Source organism: Pedobacter sp. AJM (genome assembly GCF_002197755.1).
GTDB lineage: Bacteria > Bacteroidota > Bacteroidia > Sphingobacteriales > Sphingobacteriaceae > Pedobacter.
In genome coordinates this window covers 79,225-99,475 of sequence record NZ_NHOT01000014.1, presented here as the reverse complement: position 1 = coordinate 99,475, position 20,251 = coordinate 79,225, and the positions used below count along the sequence as shown (strand labels likewise).

Below are 20,251 nucleotides of genomic sequence, written 5' to 3'. Positions count from 1 at the left end.
TACAATTGATGGAATTTCCGGACTTTCAGCTTGAAAGAAATCCCTTTATGAAAAGAAAACATACTGAATACTGTAATGTGTAACTTATATTGGCTTAGGGTGTGGAGTTGCAACCAAGAGCAAAATGGTTTTTGGTTTGCTTTTTCATGAAAAAAGGTATTGATTCGAAAATCAATACCTTTTTATTTAATAGGAAGATTAAACTAGTGTTTAACTTCTTCAGTAGTTTTAGTAGTTGCTTTTACAGTAGTATCTTTTACAGTAGAATCTTTAACAACAGTATCAACACCTGTTGTATCTGTAACGATTGTAGAAGAATCAGTTAAAGTTGTATCAGCACCATCAGCTTTTTTTTCTGAATTACATGCTGCAACTGATAAAGATAAAGCCAGGGCTAAAAAGCCTAATTTGAATGTATTTTTCATTTTAATTATGTTTTAGGTGAATATATACCTTTATATACCCATTATGTAAAAAGGTAACCCTGTAAAATAGAAAAAAAATAAAAATGGCCTTAAAAATTAATTTAAGGCCATTTTTATTATAATTAAAGTCAGACTAGTGTTTAACTTCTTCAGTAGTTTTAGTAGTTGCTTTTACAGTAGTATCTTTTACTGTAGAATCTTTAACAACAGTATCAACACCAGTAGTGTCAGTAACGATAGTAGAAGAGTCAGTTAAAGTTGTATCAGCACCTTCAGCTTTTTTTTCTGAGTTACAAGCAACAACTGATAAAGATAAAGCTAAAGCTAAGAAGCCTAATTTGAATGCATTTTTCATGTTAAATATTTTTTTAGTAATTAATTAATTTACCCTTAATACAGTTAAATCAAAAAGGTAACCCAAAAAGGCTAAAAAAAGTAAATAAAAATAAAAATGGCCTTGAAAGATACATTCAAGGCCATTTTTTATAAATAAAGTCAGACTAGTGTTTAACTTCAGTTTTAGTTGTAGTCGCTTTTACAGTAGTATCTTTAACTGTAGAATCTTTAACTGTAGTGTCTTTTGCAGTAGTATCAGTAACGATAGTAGAAGAATCAGTTAAAGTTGTATCAGCACCTTCAGCTTTTTTTTCTGAGTTACAAGCAACAACTGATAAAGATAAAGCTAAAGCTAAAAAGCCTAATTTGAATGCATTTTTCATTTTGAATTTTTTTTAAGTAATTAATTTTCTTGTTAATACCGCAAAGGTAGAAAGGTAACCCGGTTTTTTTTAAAAAAGTAAAAATATTTTTTCCATGCCAATCCAAGGCATAACGTTGATTAAACTTATTATAGCCTATAATTTTTTTTGTCTAATATTGGGTTACCATTTACCGAAAAAAGTATTAACCAGTGAATAACAGTTTAAAGAGTTCAGTTCCAACGGATAGGGAAGTTATTTTAGGTATTTTAAATAACTCTGCAGATACACTTAACAAGTTATATAAGGCATATTATGCAATGGTTTTGCAATTTATCCTGAATAATAGTGGCGATGAAGATGATGCAAAAGATGTGTATCAGGAGGCTATCATTATTTTATATAACAAAATTAAGGAAGGAAATTTTGAACTCAGCAGTAAACTTAAAACATACATATATTCGGTTTGCCGGAGGATTTGGTTAAAAAAGCTTCATCAGCGAAGCAAAAAAACGGGCAATATTACCGACTATGAAGATGTATTTGCTGTTGAGGAAGATGTGGAGCAACATGAGGAAAAAGATGCTGCTTTTGTGAAAATGCAATCGGCTTTGGATCACCTCGGAGAACCTTGTAAAACCATTATTCAGGATTTTTATATCCACAGTTTATCCATGCAGGATATTTGCGAAAAGTTTGGTTATACCAATACGGATAATGCAAAAACACAGAAGTATAAGTGCCTGCAGCGGTTAAAGAAAATATTTTTTCAACCATAAATATTGAAATGAGAAACGATTTAGAGTTAGATGCGATTATTGAAGATTATCTTTTAGGTAAACTGAATCCACAGGAAACTTTGGCTTTCGAACAACTGCGTATAAGTGACCCGGCGGTGGATCATAAGGTGGTTTCTCATAAGTTCTTTCTGGAATCTATGGATATGTTTGCTGAACAGATTCGACTGAAAGCGCAATTAAATCATATTCATGGAGAAATTGATGTGGAAAGTATCGCTTCTTCACTCAGACCGCATCCTTCGCGGGTAGTGCAGCTCTGGAGAAAACATAAATCTGCCATTGCTGTTGCCGCTTCTTTTCTGGTTTTATCTTTAGTTTCGGTTTATTCCATCCAGCACAATACCAAACAAAAAGAACAACTTGTGTTGTTGAGCAACCAGGTTAATAAAGCGATTAAAACGCAAAACAGTTTAATCAGGAAAATAAACAACAATGCCACCATTCCTGGAAAGCCAGCCATCCAGAATAGTTTTGGAGGTACGGGCTTTGCCATTTCTACCAATGGTTACATTCTGACTAACCTGCATGTTATTAACGGAGCTGATTCTTTATATGTTCAGAATAATAAGGGAGAATCATTTAAGGTAAAATCAATTTACACCGATCCCCAGAATGATATCGCTATCCTTAAAATAAGCGATAAAAATTTCAGCCATTTATCATCCATACCTTATACCATTAAAAAGAATACCAGTAGTATTGGAGAAACAGTTTATACTTTAGGCTATCCTAAAGATGATGCAGTTTTAGGAGAAGGTTATGTCAGTTCGAAAAATGGTTTCGTAGGTGATACCACTCAATATCAGGTTTCTATACCAGTGAATCCAGGAAATAGTGGTGGTCCGCTTTTAGATTCGAATGGTAATTTAGTGGGGATTATCAGTGGCAAGCCAGATCAAACTGAGGGGGCTGCATTCGCCATCAAATCTAAATATATCTTGGAAGCCATGAGGGCAATTCCTCAGGATTCATTAGGAAACAACCGGCTTTCATCCAACAAGAAAAGCATGCTTTCCGGTTTAAAACGTACAAAGCAAATTGAGAAATTGCAGGATTATGTTTTTATGATTAAAGTGTACAATTAATAACCCAAACAAATTAATATTGTTGAGACCCTGAAGCTAACTACTTTAGGGTTTTTTTGTGTTTATAATTTGGATGTATTAAATAATATATTGTCTATGTATTTACTATAGTATTGATTAGATTTGTTTAATTCAATTTAAAAAATAAAATTATGAGTATAAGATTAGGCGATACCGCACCGAATTTTCAGGCAGAAACTTCTATCGGAAAAATTGACTTTTATGAATATTTAGGAGATAGCTGGGGTGTTTTATTTTCTCACCCAGCTGATTATACACCTGTTTGTACTACAGAATTAGGAAGAACCGCTGCATTAAAGGGTGAGTTTCAAAAGCGTAACGTAAAAGTATTGGCATTAAGTGTTGATACTGCTGAATCGCATAAGGGATGGATAAACGATATTAATGAAACCCAGCATACCTCTGTAGAATTTCCGATTATTGCCGATCCGGATAAAACGGTTGCGAATCTTTATGATATGATTCATCCAAATGCATCCGAAACTTTAACCGTAAGATCACTGTTTGTGATTAGTCCTGATAAAAAAGTTAAATTAATCATTACTTATCCTGCATCAACAGGAAGAAATTTCAATGAAGTTTTAAGGGTAATTGATTCATTACAGCTTACCGCTCAGTATGCCGTTGCTACACCTGCAGATTGGAAAGATGGTGAGGATGTTATTGTAGTAAACAGTATTAAAACAGAGGATATTCCTGAAAAATTTCCAAAAGGACATCAGGTAATCAAACCTTATTTACGGACCACACCACAGCCAAATAAATAAACATATAAAAACCCCGCCCATACGCAACATTATCGTTAACATACCTGTATTTATGTTGCTCTTAAGGTGTATTTATTATATTTGATTGTTTTGTTTTGAAAAATTAACGCTTAATCCAGCTAATTGAATACCAAATTTTTAAGGAAATGAAAAACAAAGCGTAAAAGGTTATTTATTTATCATTATTTTTATTTTTTTATGGCAACCGGAAAAGTTAAATGGTTTAATACACAAAAAGGTTTTGGATTTATTATTCAGGAAGATAACAAAGATCTTTTTGTTCATTTTAAAGATGTTTTAGGTGGGATTGATAGCCTGAAAGAAAACGATAAAGTTGAATTTGAAGTGGCTGAAGGCCGAAAAGGTTTGCAGGCGATAAATGTAAAGAAAATTTAGGGCCAACACCTTAAACCTATTAATAAAAAAGCCTTTCAGTGCATGATGAAGGGCTTTTTTATTAATAGTGCTGTATAATTTTGGATTTGATAATGAGATATGCTTCTTTTGCGGTCTTGGTAAAGATTAGAAACTGATCATGATCCGGCTTGATTTTATATTTTTTAGCCAGGTTTTCAGGTTCAGCAGGATAGTTCCTTACGATAATATTACCGGTTAAATCAGTTGCTTTTTTTAATTCTGCCGCTGCCAGGATCGACTGGATTTCGAAGATCCTTCCGGGAAAAAGATGATTAACGGAATGGCCAACATAAAGCTGCGTTTGTGGATGCAGTTTCGTTAAATTATAAGTTTGCCCAATCAGATTAAATGCTCCAGATTTAAGTAAGGCTGCATCAGGTTCATATAAATATTTAAAGTCAGAGATTTCATCCGCATATTGTGGATTGACATGGCTTTCTGATTTTTTAAAAGAAAATACCTTTTCTTTTTCGTTGAGTGAAACAGAAAAAATGGTTGGCTCACCTTTAAATTCATGATCAATAATCCATAACAACTCCTTGCATTCATTTTTTATACTTACAATATGAATTTCACTAACTTGTTTAAGTTCATTTAAACCTGCCGTAATATCCAGCAGAGGAGCTGTTTTAATCATCAGCCGCTGCGATTTTTGTAATAATAAATCGAGATGAGTGTTTACATCAGGCGTACAGTCTTTCAACATAAATACTTTGCCTGATCCAGCCCTGCGGGCAGGGTCTACATAAATGGTATCATATTGTTTTGTCGTTTCAGTCAGATATGCTATGCCATTCACAGGTTTGAAATGAATGTTGTCTGATTTTAGCACCCTGGAATTATAGGCCGCTATACCTGATAACTCCGTATTAATTTCACAATGGGTAACGGTATCCAACTGTTTGGCAAAGTAATGCGCATCTACACCAAAGCCACCCGTGAGGTCGATTAATGAACGTCCTGCAGCTAATTTTGATTTGTATCTGGCCGTAATTTCTGATGATGTCTGCTCAATAGATAAAGCTGGCGGATAGTAAATGCCTGAGGTATGAAACCAGCTTGGTAATTTCTTTTCTGATTTTTTTTTACTCAGAATCTGGCCCGCCAGTTCGGCAGAAGTGACACCCGGAAACTTACTTTTAGCTAAAGCAATTTTGTTAACATCTGCATGGAGGTTGGCATTGATGTATTCCTGTACGGCTTTAGTTAAAAGTTGATCATTCATTTTTTTTAATTAAATCATCAGAAGCATGGTCCGTTTCGTTTGAAAGCGGATGGATACTTAATTTCTGAAAGGCTTATCTTATTAGGCCTTATTTTTCATCACCATTTGGCAGGTATGGCGGCTTTTTACTTCCAGTAATATTTCTTTATCCACCGTAACCCTGTCTATCGTGTTCTGGTTGTAATAACGGATGGTAACTAACTCAAGTCCTTTATTATACTTAATCGTAAATTCGGTGGAAAGATCTTTAATCAGGCATTCGATTCTTTCAGGATGATCGTCAATACTAACCGAAAAACTAATGGCCGAGTTCAGCATGGTATTGATCTTAATCTTATGCTTATGGAAAAGTTCAAAGATATTACTGAGATTTTCTTCGATAATGAAAGAATAGTCTTTTGGAAAAATGGAAATCAGTGCCTGGTTAATCTTAAATATAAAAGAGGGTACAGGCAAAGGATTATTATTTTTGGTAATGGCTGTGCCCTTACCTTCAGGCTGAATAAAAGATCTCACGAATAACGGAATGCCCTTGTTTTGTAAAGGTTTTATCGTTTTTGGATGAATCACTGTAGCACCATAGTAGGTGAGTTCAATGGCATCATGATAGGAAAGCTGGGCAATCAGTTCCGTTTCATCAAACCATTTAGGGTCAGCATTTAAAACACCTGGTACATCTTTCCAGATGGTTAAGGCTACTGCATCCAGGCAGGAAGCAAATATGGCAGCAGAATAATCAGAACCTTCTCTGCCCAAAGTAGTGGTATAGTTTTCACTTGTACCACCAATAAAACCCTGGGTAACTATAATATTCTGCTCAAGTAAAGGTACAAGGTCTTTCTGAATGATCTGGCTGGTCTTTGTCCAGTCAACTTTTCCTTCCCGATAGGTATTATCGGTTTGGATAAAATTCCGGGCATCTGTCCACAAGGCTTTATTGCCACATTCATTCAGCCAGGCTGCTACGATTTTTGTGGAAACCACCTCGCCGATAGATACAATCTGATCGTAAATATAATCTGCATCGTTATCCGGTTCCTCTTCGATTAACCAATCAATTTCTACAAAGGTGTTGGCCACATCATCATAAATGGAATGTGATTTGCCTTCAAAAAGTTCTTCAATAATCTGAAAATGGAAGTGTTTAATTTCCTCAAAGCGTACAGATGTATCCTCACTTCCATTCAGATAAGCTGCTGTTAATTCTTCCAGCTTATTTGTGATTTTCCCCATTGCAGAAACCACGATCAGTAATTTACCGTTCTGATAATCGCGTACAATGGCTGAAAGGTTTTTTATGCCAGCAGCATCTTTTACTGAGGCACCTCCGAATTTGTAAATATCCATATTAAAATGCCTTAACCTGATCTGTAGAAAGTGAGGCGTTTAACCATCCGCTTTCTAGATGTGCTTGATACTTATGATAGAAATTAATAGCGGGTTCATTCCAGTCTAACACCTGCCAAACCATTCCGCTATAGTTTCCGCTTTTAGCGGTTTCAATTACTTTTTCAAAAAGTATCTTTCCAATGCCCCGGCCCCTGAACTCCTCTGTCACAATAAAATCTTCTAGGTATAACCTACAGCCTTTCCAGGTCGAATAGCGGGTATAATATAAGGCAAAGCCAATAACCTGATCATTTACTTCTGCAACAAATGCTTTCCAAACCGGGTTTTGCCCGAAGCCTGCTTCCATAAAATGCTCAGGACTTACGGTAACTTCTTCCGGTGCACGTTCATAAACCGCCAGCTCATGAATAAGTTCCATCATCCGGCTGCAATCTTTAGCTTCTGCTACTCTTATTTTTAAATTCATGAAGGATTTTCTGAGGTGTTTTTAAAATGCTTGATGATGCGCTTCCCGAAAATACTGCTTCCGATGCGTACCATCGTGCTTCCTTCTTCTATCGCGATTTTATAGTCGGCACTCATCCCGGTTGAAATCTCTTTAAAAGAATCTTCATTTTTGAAAAAGCTCGCTTTTAATCCGTCAAAAAACACCTTCAATTCATTAAATTCGATTGTAATTTGCTTTTCGTTTTTGGTGTTTGTTGCAATCCCCATTAAACCGGTAATGCGAATGTTTTTCATTTCAGCGTATTCAGCTGAGCGAAGTAATTCAATAGCCTCATCATGGGCAAGTCCGAATTTAGTTTCTTCATCTGCAATATAGATTTGCAGCAGACAGTCAATAACCCGTTTATGTTTAAGCGCCTGCTTATTAATTTCCTGTAGTAATTTCAAGCTGTCCACACCATGAATCAGGCGAACGAAAGGGGCAATATATTTTACCTTATTGCTTTGCAGATGACCAATTAAATGCCATTCAATATCTTCGGGAAGCTGTGCCTGTTTATCTACCATCTCCTGAACCATATTTTCGCCAAAAATACGTTGTCCTGCCTCGTAAGCTTCTAATATGGTCTCTGCCGACTGTGTTTTTGAAACAGCAATCAGCCTTACACCGTCTGCCTCTACTTCGCTTTTATATTGTTTAAGATTATCAGCTATGCTCATTTATAACTATTTTTGGGTAAAATTAACAACCTTGCCGCAATTTGGGCAAAAAATAATATTTTAATTGAGCATGAAAAGATTAATGTGGGGTTTAATTGTTGCTGTGGTGGGTTTGGGCTGCAAATCCAAAACACCTGAAGGCATCATTGATACGGAAAGAATGGAGGGGATTTTATATGACATCCACGTGGTAGACGGTTATATCTCTACCATTTACGTGCAGGATTCTGCACGCAAAGTGGCGGCTACCTATTATAAGGGGATTTATAAAAAATTTAATACTGATTCTGCACAATATACCAGAAGCTTAAACTATTATTACCAGAACCCTGAAAAATTGCAGGACATCTATAAGGTCATCTCGGCTCGTTTAGACCATCAAAAGCTTAAACTCAAGCAGGCCGACTCATTGATGCAAAAAAAGAGATTTAAAGCAGACTCACTTAAGATTGTTAAAACATTCAAAGCTGATTCTTTATCCATCAGAAAAAAGATGAAAACGGATTCTTTATCCAAAGTTAAAGCTGAAGCACAAATTAAAAAAAAGAAGGCACAAGCTGATTCGCTTATAAACACTAAAAAAAACAGTGATTATAAACCATTATCAGTAGCTGTAAAATAATATGTTATATCCCGAAAATTGTTTAGAACGTTTAGGTTTTGTTGAGATAAGGCAACTCATTAGCAAGCATTGTTTAAGTCCGATGGGCCAATCGATGGTGTTAAAGATGCAGGTGATGAACCGTTTTGATCAGATCGATAAATTTTTACGTCAAACCCACGAGTTTAAAAGTATCCTGCAAAATCAGGAACCATTACAAATCAATACCTTTTTTGATATCAAATCTCTGGTTGATAAGATCAGGGTGGAAGGCACCTATCTCCTGGAAGAGGAGTGGTTTCAGGTTTACACATCATTGCAAACTGTTTTTTCAGTTTTGCGGTTTTTTGAAGAAAGAGCAGAGGTTTATCCAACACTGGAGGCACTTTTTGAGCATTTGCCGATTGAAAAAAATATTCTCCGTAAAATCGAAACCGTTATTGATGCCAAAGGCAAAATCAAGCCAAATGCTTCGAAAGAATTACAGGAAATTACTTCCGCCATTTCACGTGCAGAGCAGGATGTGCGTAAGCGGATGGATTCCATTTACAAGCAAGCCATAGCCAATAACTGGGTAGCTGATGGAAGTTTAACCATTCGCGACGGCAGAATGTGTATCCCGGTTTTAGCAGAAAATAAGCGAAAACTGAAAGGATTTGTACACGATGAATCAGCAACAGGTCAAACGGTTTATATTGAGCCCGAAGAAGTATTTACACTTAACAATAAGCTGCGTGATTTAGAATTTGATAAAAGGCGTGAGATCATTAAGATTTTAGTGGCACTTACGGATGACCTTCGCCCTTATTCCCCCTTATTGCTTTCCTATCATGGCTTTCTGACTAAATTAGATTTTGTACGGGCGAAGGCTTTGTTCGCTTTGGATATTGAGGCTGAAATGCCTGGTTTAATGAAGGAGCCGAAAACAAAACTAATCAATGCCCGGCATCCGCTTCTGGCCATCTCTTTCGCGGCAGAGAAAAAATCAGTAACACCACTGAATATTCATATTGACGCTGAAACCAGAGTGGTATTGGTATCCGGACCAAATGCTGGTGGTAAATCGGTTTGTATGAAAACAGTTGGTTTGTTGCAGATTATGTTGCAAACCGGTCTTTTAATCCCGGTAGATGCCAATAGTGAGGTGGGAATTTTTGAAAATATCTTTGCTGACATCGGAGATGATCAGTCGATAGAAAGTGACTTAAGTACTTACAGTGCTCACCTGAAAAAGATGCGCTATTTTGTGGAGCATGCTTCGCCGAAAACAATGGTTTTAATTGACGAATTTGGTACAGGTACCGATCCGCAGTTTGGCGGACCAATGGCAGAAGCTGTTCTGGAAGTATTAAATAATAAAAAGGTTCGCGGTGTGATTACCACTCACTATTCTAATTTGAAGTTGTTTGCCGGGAACACACCTGGTTTGGAAAATGCGTCCATGCTTTTCGATAATGCCAAAATGAAACCGCTTTACATCCTGGAAATGGGTAAACCAGGAAGTTCATATGCTTTCGAAATTGCGCAGAATATAGGTTTGCCGAAAGAAGTTATTCAGTTGGCCAGAGAGAAAACGGGATCTAACCAAAATCGTGTAGATACCATGCTTGTGGATTTAGAACGAGATAAAAAGAATGTTTACGATGCAAAAGTAAGTCTGGCCAATCAACAAAATAAGGCTAAAAACTTAATCGCAGAAAATGAAAAATTAAGGGCATTTCTGGATGAAAACAGAAGGGTTTTAATTAAAGAAGCAAAGCAGGAGGCGCAGAATATTATTAAAAATGCCAATAAACTGGTAGAAAATACTATCGCTGAGATTAAAGAAAATCAGGCCGACAAAGCCGTTACCAAAGTGCTTCGTCAGAATTTGCAACAGGAGCTGATTAAAAATACCTTACCGAAAGAGCGGCCGAAACCTGCACCTGTTGTAGTGGGTGGTGAAATAAGCATTGGAGACTGGGTAAAGTTTACCGACAGTGAAACTACAGGGGTTGTACTGGAAATTAATCGGAATGAACTGGTTTTGGCTATCGGTGATTTACGTTCTACAGTAAAAAAAAGCCGTGTACAGCGGATTAGCAATAAGGAAGCCAAAAAAGTGGTGCAAAGCAGTGGCGGTTCTTTTGCCGGCAGGATGAATGAGGCTGTTTCCGGTTTCCGTGCTGAACTGGATCTTCGTGGTAAACGAACTGAAGATGCATTGTTTGAAGTAGAGAAATACCTGGATAAAGCCATTATGCTGGGCTTCCCATCTATCAAATTAATTCATGGAAAAGGTGATGGTATTCTAAGAAAAATGATTCGCGAATATCTACGGAAGTATAGCCAGGTAAACCGGATGGAAGATGAGCATGCCGATCGTGGTGGTGATGGAATTACTTATGTTTATTTGAATTAAAAGCGGGGAGTAGGTGAGTTGTGAAGAGGAAATCGGGAATTTAAACGAAAAACATTCGGGTGAATGGGAATATAGAGATAGGAAGTTGAACAAAAAAGTTAAGCGAAAAAACGATTAATTAAAAAAACTACTTCTTTTTATCGCCCGGACATTTTTTGCAGCGTTTTCCTTTTTTATATTTTTCACAACATTTTTTATGTTCAGCTGTACAGCTAAAAATAAAACCCATGCCTTTTTGAAATTCAGGATCTGTTGGGATAATAAATGTTTTGTCTTCGTCTCTCTCGTAAATCATTGCAGAACAAAGGTAAGTGTTGTTTAGATCAATTCCAATTAAATGATAGTCGAAAAAGATTTAAACAGGTAGATGTATGAAATTGATCAGGGCATTTACTAATTTAGCACACTAACCAAAAATTCATAATATGATAAACAAAGTGGTATCAGGCGCTGAAGAAGCGATCAAAGATATTTCAGATGGTGCTACCCTAATGCTTGGTGGTTTCGGCCTTTGTGGTATTCCAGAAAATTGCATTAATGCCCTGGTGAAGAAAGCTGTAACCAACCTGACTTGTATTTCCAACAATGCCGGTGTTGACGATTTTGGCATCGGTTTAATGCTGAAACAGCGTCAGGTAAAGAAAATGATCTCTTCATATGTGGGTGAAAATGCTGAATTTGAACGACAATTGTTAAGTGGTGAATTAGAGGTAGACCTGATACCGCAAGGTACACTGGCTACCCGTTGTTTAGCCGCCGGATATGGAATGCCTGCTATTTTTACTCCTGCAGGTGTAGGTACTGAAGTGGCTGAAGGGAAAGAAATCAGGAATTTTGATGGAAAAGATTACCTGCTGGAATATGCATTTGATGCTGACTTTGCTATCGTAAAAGCCTGGAAAGGAGATTCAGCAGGAAATTTAATTTTTAGATCGACGAGTAGAAATTTTAATCCGGTAATGGCCATGGCTGGTAAAGTAACCATAGCAGAGGTAGAAGAACTGGTACCAGTTGGAGAATTAGATCCCGATCATATCCATACCCCAGGTATCTATGTGCACCGTATCTTTCAGGGAAAAGATTATGAAAAAAGAATAGAACAGCGAACGGTTAGGGTTAAGTCCTGATGCCTTAGTCGAAAGTCTTTAGTCAATAATTATTTAATTATTCCGCTCATTCAAAACTATATATGTCACTATCAAAAGAAGATATCGCGAAACGCATCGCAAAAGAAATAAAAGACGGTTATTATGTAAACCTTGGAATAGGGATCCCTACTTTGGTTGCTAATTATATTCCTGAGAACATTAACGTTGTTTTACAATCTGAAAATGGCTTGCTCGGCATGGGACCATTTCCTTTTGAGGGGGAAGAGGATGCTGATTTAATCAACGCCGGAAAGCAAACCATTACCACTTTACCTGGCTCATCTATTTTTGATTCGGCCATGAGTTTTGGCATGATCAGGGCTCAGAAGGTAGACCTTACCATTCTGGGTGCGATGGAAGTTTCAGAAAACGGCGATATCGCCAACTGGAAAATTCCGGGCAAAATGGTGAAGGGAATGGGGGGTGCAATGGATTTAGTAGCCTCCGCAAAAAATATCATTGTAGCGATGCAGCATGTTAATAAGGCTGGAGAAAGCAAATTATTATCAGTATGTACCTTGCCCTTAACCGGTGTAAAATGCATTAAAAAGATTGTAACCGAACTGGCCGTTTTAAATGTTTTACCTGAAGGCGGTTTTCAACTTGTTGAACGGGCACCTGGGGTAAGTGTCGAATTTATACGCCAATCTACTTCGGGTAAATTAATCGTAGAAGGAGAAATTCCGGAAATGAATCTGGAAGTGTAAACTAAACCAAAAAAGATAGTAGTGATATCGCCATGTAGTATCTAATATTAAGACTTACATTGTAAATAAGAAAAGGATGGTAAAACATCCTTTTCTTATTTAGTATATATTCACCAGAATATTGTTTCGGAGTTCATTTGAAATCTCTTCCGTAATGGTGATCAATTCATCTGGTTCATTGGTATTGTTCATCACCACTTTATTACAGCCTTCCCTATAGGGCAACAGGTATTCCTTATAGGCAGGTACCACATGGTTGTGCCACTTATAAATCACATCATCTTCTGGATAACCGCGTTCCAGGCCATCACGTTTAACACGCCTGTCTAAAGCCACCTGCTCATCAGCATCTACAAAAATGGTATGATCCAGAAGCCCTGAAATTTCTTTAAAATGAAGGATAAAAAGACCTTCAACTATAATAATCGGTGCCGATTTGATCTCCAGGATCTTAACCACAGCCAGCGGATTATTAAAGTTATACTCTTTTTTATAAACTACTTCACCATTCAGCAACTGCTTAATATCTTTTAGAAATTGCTGACTATCTATTGTAGAAGGAAGATCAAAATTATAGAGCTTATTTTCTTCCTGGGTCATGTCTCCGGCAGGAATGTAATAATCATCCTGGGATACCAGTGTGACTTCATCCTGTTTAAAATGATGCAGAAAACAGTTCAGAAAAAAAGTTTTGCCAGATCCGCTACCGCCGGCAATACCGATTACAAATGGCTTTTTGTTTAAACTCATTGCGCACTATAGGTTAAATTGCATAAAAAACGCTTGTCTAAAGCACCCAATGAATCAGCTACAGCTTTAGTCATGACAATAATAACATCTTTTGTGGATTCGTTCTCCGTAAATTTACCAACAACTTTTGCAAAAGTAGTGCGGTTTGTCATTGGGTTGGTGAGTTTAATCACGCGGCCAACAGGCGCAGTGCGGTGCAGCACTAACATTTTGGAACTATCTAAATCTGCATCAGCAATCCATATGGCTGTACCTTTTTCTTCAATCTGGCTTAAGCCATAAACACTTGGATCGCGGCGAAGTTTCGGGTCTTTCACCATCGTGCTGTCTGGCTCATTTTGCTGCTCTTCCCTTGATAAATCATTAACAGATCTTGCCTGCGGAGGTCTTGGAATAATCAATTTCTGATCCTTTTTAATGGTGTTTTCATCCATTTTGTTGGCTGTTCTGATCTGATAAGCCGTAACATTATATTTTTTGGCAATGGTGAAAATAGTTTCGCCATCTGCTACAGTATGAATGATACTCTCCTCTTTTGAAGTGTCAGTTGCTGGCTTTGCAACAGTTTGTTCTGCCTGCTTATCTTTAGGTACCTGAACATCGGTAACAATACCAGCTGGTACTTTTAACACCTGGCCAATGGTAATGGCATTATCAGGCAGGTTATTTAATTTTCTCAACTGATAAGCCGTAATGCCATATTGTTTGGCAACAGTGAAAATGGTTTCGTTTCTTAATACAGTATGTGTACCGGTCGCATCAACAGGTTTTGTTGCATCTGTTACAGAAGTAGGTTGTTCAGAAACACTGACTATCTTATTCTCATCAACATTTTTGGTAGCAGGGATTTTTAACTTCTGTCCAATCCGGAGATTGTTTCCTGAAAGGTTATTGGCCTTTTTGACTTCTTCAACCGTTGTACCATATTTCTCAGCAATTTTGCCCAGAAATTCCTTAGGTGCCACAACATGTTCAATCATGGTTTGTTCAGTTGAAGCAGGAGGTGTTGGTTGTACGGCAGGTATTGGCTGGGCCTTTGCCGTTTGTGCCGGAGTGTTCTGAGTATTTGAAACTGTACTATTTTTAGCCGGAATTTTAAGCAGCTGACCGATGCTTAAATTATTTCCCTTAAGGTTATTTAATTTCTTGATTTCATTAACCGTTGTACCGTACTTTTCAGCAATCGCGTTTAAATTGTCTTTTGCCTTAACTATATACTCAATAACACCTCCGTCAGTTGGAGTCGTAACAGCAGGAGCACTGTTGTCAGATCCCCATGGAATATTGGTTGGCACTTTAATGATTACGCCAACCTGTAAGTATTTATTCTGATTGAATGCTATAATATCTTTTGGTGATACATTGTATCTCCGCCCAACAGAATAATACGTGTCTTTGGCTACAATTTGATGAACGATCAGTTTTTTGCCATTGTTATTTTCGACGCCGATAGAGTCTCTTGCTACGTTAGCTTTCGCATTTGCCACATTCAAGGCAAACAAAACAACAGCAGATAAATATATTTTGTGCATTTATTTTATATAAATTTCTAAGTCAATGAAAGCAATTATACGAATAATATTATAAACCATATCCAGATAGCAAGACCAGTATTTTGTAAAAATACCTTAACCTGTACCTGATTTTGGAAGTATATAATTCATTCACAATTACTTGTAAAGAAGGTTAATTACTGTCTTATCGAATTATAAACGAACATATAAATAAGGTATTGTATCCAGGAGATATTAAGGTTAAAACTTTTGCTGCTTTTAATTGTTACGAACTCATTAAATACATTAAAAACAATTCATATGGACGCTAAAGAAATAAGTTTAAACGAAAAAGAGGTTAAACCGGTCGTTGATCTTTTAAATGATTATCTGGCTAATTATCATATACATTATCAGAAGTTAAGAGGATGCCACTGGAATATTAAAGGACAGAACTTTTTTACGCTTCACGTAAAGTTTGAAGAATTATATACCAATGCGCAATTAACCATTGATGAAATTGCTGAAAGGGTTTTAACGCTTGGAAAACCACCACATAGTCGTTTCGCCGATTACATTCAGGAATCTGACATTAAAGAAATTGATACCATAGGCATGAAAGATCTTGATATGGTTGATGCGATTTTAGATGATATGGCTAAACTAATTGAACTGGAAAGAGAACTTTTAGAAGCTACAGATGAGGCTGGAGATGACGGAACAAACGACATGGTTAACCGTTTCATGCAGTTTAAAGAAAAAAATACCTGGATGTTGCGTTCATTCGCCGGTAAAAAATAACGATAGCAACCAGATCATTGCCTCAGTTAAATAGATTTAATTAATATCTGTTTATCTGAGGCTTTTTCGTTTATCAAAACACTAAATATCTATCTTTGAATATGGCATACAGAAGTTTAGCAGAATGTGTATCTGACCTTGAAAAAAACGGTCATCTGATCAGGATAAAAGAAGAAGTAGATCCATATTTAGAAATGGCCGCCATCCATTTAAGAATTTATGAAAATCAAGGGCCGGCGATCTTGTTTGAGAAAGTTAAGGGGAGTTCCTTTCCGGCCGTATCCAATTTATTCGGAACCTTAGAACGGTCGAAATTTATTTTCAGGGATACTTTACCAAAAGTACAGCAATTGGTTTCCTTGCGGAATGATCCAATGAAAGCTTTGAAAAATCCTTTCAAATATGCAGGCTCCGCAATGTCAGCTTTATCAGCATTGCCGATGAAAACGCCTTCTGCTAAGCACAAATTTTTAAAAACCACAATTGGTGCCTTGCCACAAATTGTAAACTGGCCAATGGATGGTGGCCCGTTTGTAACGATGCCACAGGTTTATACCGAAGATGTAGAGAAGCCGGGCATCCTGAATGCCAATTTAGGTATGTACAGGATCCAGTTGTCAGGTAATGAATACCTTCAGGACAAAGAAATTGGGTTACATTATCAGATCCACAGGGGGATTGGTGTTCATCAATCAAAAGCCAATAAACTCGGCCAGCCTTTAAAGGTAAGTATCTTTGTTGGCGGTCCGCCTTCCCATCCTTTGGCAGCCGTAATGCCATTGCCAGAAGGGTTATCAGAAATGACCTTTGCAGGTGCGTTAGGCGATCGCAGATTCCGTTACTTTTATGATGATGAAGGTTTCTGTATTTCTGCAGATGCTGATTTTATCATTACCGGAATGGTATATCCCAATGAAAATAAACCCGAAGGCCCTTTTGGAGATCATTTAGGCTATTACAGTTTAACCCATCCTTTCCCTTTAATGAAGGTGCATAATGTGTATCATAAAAAAGATGCGATCTGGTCGTTTACCGTTGTGGGGCGTCCACCACAGGAAGATACCAGTTTTGGTGCCCTGATCCATGAAATCACCGGCTCAGCTATTCCGCAGGAAATTCATGGTCTAAAAGAAGTACATGCTGTTGATGCTGCAGGGGTCCATCCTTTGCTTTTCGCCATTGGCAGTGAGCGATATACGCCATATTTAAAAGAGAGAAGACCTCAGGAGATTTTAACCATTGCCAATCATATTCTGGGTAAAAATCAGTTGAGTTTGGCAAAATATGTTTTTATTGCTGCAAGAGAAGATGATGAAAAATTAAGTACCCATCACATCGAAGATTTTTTAATCCATATTTTAGAAAGAATTGATTTTACACGTGATGTACATTTTTATACCAATACCACTATTGATACTTTGGATTATAGCGGCGATGGATTAAACAGTGGTTCTAAAGTCGTTATTGCCGCCGCCGGTGAAAAAAAACGTGAGCTTTGGCGTAAAATCCCTGAGCAGTTAAAGTTAGGTGATGGCTGCTATAAAGCAGAAGTGGCTATACCCGGGGTAATGGTGCTGGAATGTGATAAATATATCAGTGCAGAAAAAACAGCCGCAGAAATCGCTGCCTTAAATATCTCTTTAACCGATCAAAACTTAACAGGTTTGCCGCTGATCATTATCGCAGATGATGCTGAATTTACGGCTGCCAATATTGATAATCTGGTTTGGGTAACTTTTACGAGAAGCAATCCGGCTGCCGATATTTATGGCGTAAATGATTTTACCATTAACAAGCACTGGGGATGTAAGGGATCACTAATTATTGATGCGAGGAAAAAACCACATCACGCACCAGAACTGATCAAAGACATTAGTGTTGAGCAAAAAATAGATGAATTGGGAAAAGAAGGCCAGGCACTTTATGGTCTGATTTAGTTGAATAATTGAAATAAAATCTCGAATTTTAGGCATATCGCTCATTATGCCTTTAAAAATCATTTATATCTGTTGCTTACTTTTTTTAAATGGTTTTGTGCAGGCACAAAATTTTAGGCTGGACAGTGTAGCTATCAATTTGAAACAATATGGTTTAAACTCAGATCATTCCAGTCTGTTTCTTCATTTTGATAAAAATATCTATACCAATAATGATCAGGTTTGGTTTACAGGCTATTTGCTTAATACGGTAGCGGAATCTGAGCGATATCACACCCTTTATCTATCATTGGTGAATAACGCAGACACTTCCATCGTTTTACAGGAAAAGTTCCTGATTAAAGAGGGGATTGCTTTCGGAAGTTTAGCGCTGCCTGATTCATTACCAAGTGGCAGATATCGGTTTGTTGCCCATACAAATATGAAGATTAATGATCATTTCGATGGAGAATTTACACAACCGATTACTGTAAAATCGACCACAATTAATCCCTTAACTGCCAACGTTTCAATTTTTAAAAATTTTGATGAGCAAACGAAAAACGGAACAGTGTTATTGCAAGTTTTATCCGGGAATAATCGCTTTGTAGAAAACGCCGAGATCAATTATCAGATCGGCAATGCTGACGAAACCATCAAAACTGGCAAAGCAAAGAGCAGTGTGATTGGTGAGCTGATGATAAATTATCCCGCTGAAAAAATTACAAAGAAAAACAATTTGCTTAAAATCTCGATTAAAAAGAATAATCACCTAAAGTATGTGAATTTTAACCTGCCAGTGCAAGATGAAAAAATGTATCAGTTCAGTTTTTATCCTGAAGGTGGATATTTAATAGATGGCCTGACAAACAAGGTTGGCTTTGAGCTCAAAACTGAGAATGGAAATGTAGTTCAGGGTACGGCGGTTTTATATGAAAATGAAAAAGTTCTGGATACCATTTATACTAATTTACAAGGTATTGGAAGTTTCGTTTTTCAGCCAAATCGCCTTAAACGTTATCATGCTCAGATAATAGGAACTGGCCTTAATCAATATGACCTGCCCACTATTTTAAAACATGGTGTAGCGCTTAGGCTAAGCGCTGCAATTTCAAATCACGAATTGAAAGCACAGATAGAAAGTAATGATCAGCAGCAGGTTCATGTTGTGGTTCATGATTTTTCAAATATTTTATTGCAATCAAGTTTTGATCTGCAGGCAAATCGTCCTCAAAACATGCGGTTCAAATTAGATTCTATTCCTATTGGTTTGTATGCACTTACGGTATTAAATAATGAATATAAACCCATTGCAGAACGGATCTTTTTTGCGCATTATAATAAGATCAATCGAATTTCTGTAATAACAGATAAGGAAAACTATACCACGAGAGATTCGGTTGAGCTGGATCTGAATGCTATTGGAAGGCAGAATAAACTCCTGCCAGCTATGGTTTCTGTAAGTTGCGTCCAGGCCAATCGATTGTCGATCCATAACAATCAAAACATAACAGACTTTTATTTCTTTCAGCAACTCCTTGCTGATTTGCCAACTCATCAATTTAATCTTAAATATAATGATATCAATTATTTGAATGAGGTGTTAATGGTGAAAGGGTGGAGGAGATACCAATGGCCGACAGAAAGCCTGCCGAATGTTAGGCCGAAGCTCGTTTCATTGGAATATAGTGGTGAAGTATTAAAAAACAGGAAGCAGCTGAAGACACCGCTGATATTAAACACTTTTGCTGGCTCAAATATCAATGTGATTAATACGGATAGTTTAGGGAAATTTAATCTGACCGCTGCTAATTTACTTTCAGAAGATCGTGGTAGAGTTTGGCTAAACATTGGCGATAAGAGATATGCCAATTACGAAGTTCTTTTAAATGATCCTTTAAAGGAGATTAGGAATGAAGTAATAAATCAGAAAATCAGTCTTTTGGTAAATCAAACAACAAAATTGAATGATTTAAATCAATCTATAAATATCACCAATGGCATTACGTTAAAAGATGTCGTGATTAAATCTAAAAAAGACAATTTTCTAAATTTCGCTGAGCATGGACCGAATCGATGTGGTGATTATGTGTGTAGGTATAATATTTTAAACTGCGCAAATCATGCCGGATACCAAGACAATAGAAAGCCACTTAAGGGAAAAAGTTACGCACGATCTGGCGGAGGCACAATCGTTTATGCTGGTTGCACCGATCATGAAGATAAACCGAATTTACGAATGCTGAAAGGTATTCATTTGGCTAAAGAATTTTACACTTCTGATGTTTCCAATAAGAGCGAACCAATTAGTTTCGCAACCATTTATTGGAATTATCAGGTAGTGCTTCACGAGTCGGGAAATACTAGGCTTGTTTTTAATACGGGAGATCTTACGGGGAAATTTAAAATCATTGTGCAAGGCATCACTTCGGAAGGAGTCGCCTATGGGGAAAAAGAGATTAATGTCGCTGAAAAATAA

General features: G+C 37.0%; 20 protein-coding genes. 11 read left to right on the top strand and 9 right to left on the bottom strand.

Annotation, left to right across the window (positions count from 1 at the left end; genetic code table 11):
- Positions 1-203 precede the first annotated feature (203 nt).
- The 3 genes from CBW18_RS19380 to CBW18_RS19370 form a co-directional block, all read right to left on the bottom strand.
- The gene (locus CBW18_RS19380; protein ID WP_088303018.1) at positions 204-425 is read right to left on the bottom strand and encodes a hypothetical protein; all 222 of its coding nucleotides are present in this window, start codon (positions 423-425) and stop codon (positions 204-206) included.
- A 133-nt stretch (positions 426-558) separates the two neighbouring features.
- Positions 559-780 (bottom strand): hypothetical protein, encoded by a 222-nt coding sequence (locus tag CBW18_RS19375; protein ID WP_029284797.1) that lies wholly within the window; start codon positions 778-780, stop codon positions 559-561.
- Between the two features lie 145 nt (positions 781-925).
- The gene (locus CBW18_RS19370) at positions 926-1,144 is read right to left on the bottom strand and encodes a hypothetical protein (RefSeq protein ID WP_088303017.1); all 219 of its coding nucleotides are present in this window, start codon (positions 1,142-1,144) and stop codon (positions 926-928) included.
- Positions 1,145-1,335: 191 nt separating this feature from the next.
- Here CBW18_RS19370 and CBW18_RS19365 point away from each other — a divergent pair, with 191 nt between their 5' ends.
- From CBW18_RS19365 to CBW18_RS19350, 4 genes are all read left to right on the top strand, one after another.
- Entirely contained in the window at positions 1,336-1,902 is a 567-nt protein-coding gene (locus CBW18_RS19365) for an RNA polymerase sigma factor (protein ID WP_088303016.1), read from the top strand.
- Between the two features lie 8 nt (positions 1,903-1,910).
- Positions 1,911-3,008 carry a serine protease gene (locus tag CBW18_RS19360; RefSeq protein ID WP_088303015.1) on the top strand — a complete coding sequence of 366 codons (1,098 nt, stop codon included), beginning with the start codon at positions 1,911-1,913 and terminating at the stop codon, positions 3,006-3,008.
- Between the two features lie 152 nt (positions 3,009-3,160).
- The gene (locus tag CBW18_RS19355) at positions 3,161-3,796 is read left to right on the top strand and encodes a peroxiredoxin (RefSeq protein WP_088303014.1); all 636 of its coding nucleotides are present in this window, start codon (positions 3,161-3,163) and stop codon (positions 3,794-3,796) included.
- Positions 3,797-3,994: 198 nt separating this feature from the next.
- The gene (locus CBW18_RS19350) at positions 3,995-4,192 is read left to right on the top strand and encodes a cold-shock protein (protein ID WP_088303013.1); all 198 of its coding nucleotides are present in this window, start codon (positions 3,995-3,997) and stop codon (positions 4,190-4,192) included.
- A gap of 61 nt (positions 4,193-4,253) precedes the next feature.
- Here CBW18_RS19350 and CBW18_RS21485 read toward each other — a convergent pair whose 3' ends face one another.
- The 4 genes from CBW18_RS21485 to CBW18_RS19330 form a co-directional block, all read right to left on the bottom strand.
- Entirely contained in the window at positions 4,254-5,438 is a 1,185-nt protein-coding gene (locus CBW18_RS21485; protein ID WP_088303012.1) for a class I SAM-dependent methyltransferase, read from the bottom strand.
- A gap of 81 nt (positions 5,439-5,519) precedes the next feature.
- Entirely contained in the window at positions 5,520-6,785 is a 1,266-nt protein-coding gene (locus CBW18_RS19340; RefSeq protein WP_088303011.1) for an aspartate kinase, read from the bottom strand.
- A 1-nt stretch (position 6,786) separates the two neighbouring features.
- Positions 6,787-7,254, bottom strand: a complete 468-nt coding sequence (locus CBW18_RS19335) for a GNAT family N-acetyltransferase (RefSeq protein ID WP_088303010.1) — start codon at positions 7,252-7,254, stop codon at positions 6,787-6,789.
- Positions 7,251-7,955, bottom strand: coding sequence for a YggS family pyridoxal phosphate-dependent enzyme (locus CBW18_RS19330; protein ID WP_088303009.1), 705 nt, complete (start codon positions 7,953-7,955; stop codon positions 7,251-7,253). The genes CBW18_RS19335 and CBW18_RS19330 overlap by 4 nt, the downstream gene beginning before the upstream one ends.
- 70 nt (positions 7,956-8,025) lie before the next feature.
- Here CBW18_RS19330 and CBW18_RS19325 point away from each other — a divergent pair, with 70 nt between their 5' ends.
- From CBW18_RS19325 to CBW18_RS19310, 4 genes are all read left to right on the top strand, one after another.
- The gene (locus tag CBW18_RS19325) at positions 8,026-8,577 is read left to right on the top strand and encodes a DUF4296 domain-containing protein (protein WP_088303008.1); all 552 of its coding nucleotides are present in this window, start codon (positions 8,026-8,028) and stop codon (positions 8,575-8,577) included.
- Between the two features lies 1 nt (position 8,578).
- Entirely contained in the window at positions 8,579-10,957 is a 2,379-nt protein-coding gene (locus tag CBW18_RS19320; RefSeq protein WP_088303007.1) for an endonuclease MutS2, read from the top strand.
- 425 nt (positions 10,958-11,382) lie between these two features.
- Positions 11,383-12,084 (top strand): CoA transferase subunit A, encoded by a 702-nt coding sequence (locus tag CBW18_RS19315; RefSeq protein WP_088303006.1) that lies wholly within the window; start codon positions 11,383-11,385, stop codon positions 12,082-12,084.
- A gap of 62 nt (positions 12,085-12,146) precedes the next feature.
- Positions 12,147-12,812, top strand: coding sequence for a CoA transferase subunit B (locus tag CBW18_RS19310; protein WP_088303005.1), 666 nt, complete (start codon positions 12,147-12,149; stop codon positions 12,810-12,812).
- A 99-nt stretch (positions 12,813-12,911) separates the two neighbouring features.
- Here CBW18_RS19310 and CBW18_RS19305 read toward each other — a convergent pair whose 3' ends face one another.
- Both CBW18_RS19305 and CBW18_RS19300 read right to left on the bottom strand, forming a co-directional pair.
- Positions 12,912-13,562, bottom strand: a complete 651-nt coding sequence (locus CBW18_RS19305; protein WP_088303004.1) for a uridine kinase — start codon at positions 13,560-13,562, stop codon at positions 12,912-12,914.
- Complete coding sequence (locus tag CBW18_RS19300; protein WP_088303003.1) at positions 13,559-15,094, bottom strand: LysM peptidoglycan-binding domain-containing protein; 1,536 nt, start codon at positions 15,092-15,094, stop codon at positions 13,559-13,561. The genes CBW18_RS19305 and CBW18_RS19300 overlap by 4 nt, the downstream gene beginning before the upstream one ends.
- A gap of 282 nt (positions 15,095-15,376) precedes the next feature.
- On the opposite strand from CBW18_RS19300, the gene CBW18_RS19295 reads away from it, so the two are divergent.
- From CBW18_RS19295 to CBW18_RS19285, 3 genes are all read left to right on the top strand, one after another.
- Complete coding sequence (locus CBW18_RS19295; RefSeq protein ID WP_088303002.1) at positions 15,377-15,856, top strand: Dps family protein; 480 nt, start codon at positions 15,377-15,379, stop codon at positions 15,854-15,856.
- Positions 15,857-15,957: 101 nt separating this feature from the next.
- Positions 15,958-17,793 carry a UbiD family decarboxylase gene (locus CBW18_RS19290; RefSeq protein WP_088303001.1) on the top strand — a complete coding sequence of 612 codons (1,836 nt, stop codon included), beginning with the start codon at positions 15,958-15,960 and terminating at the stop codon, positions 17,791-17,793.
- A 46-nt stretch (positions 17,794-17,839) separates the two neighbouring features.
- Entirely contained in the window at positions 17,840-20,251 is a 2,412-nt protein-coding gene (locus CBW18_RS19285; protein ID WP_088303000.1) for a hypothetical protein, read from the top strand.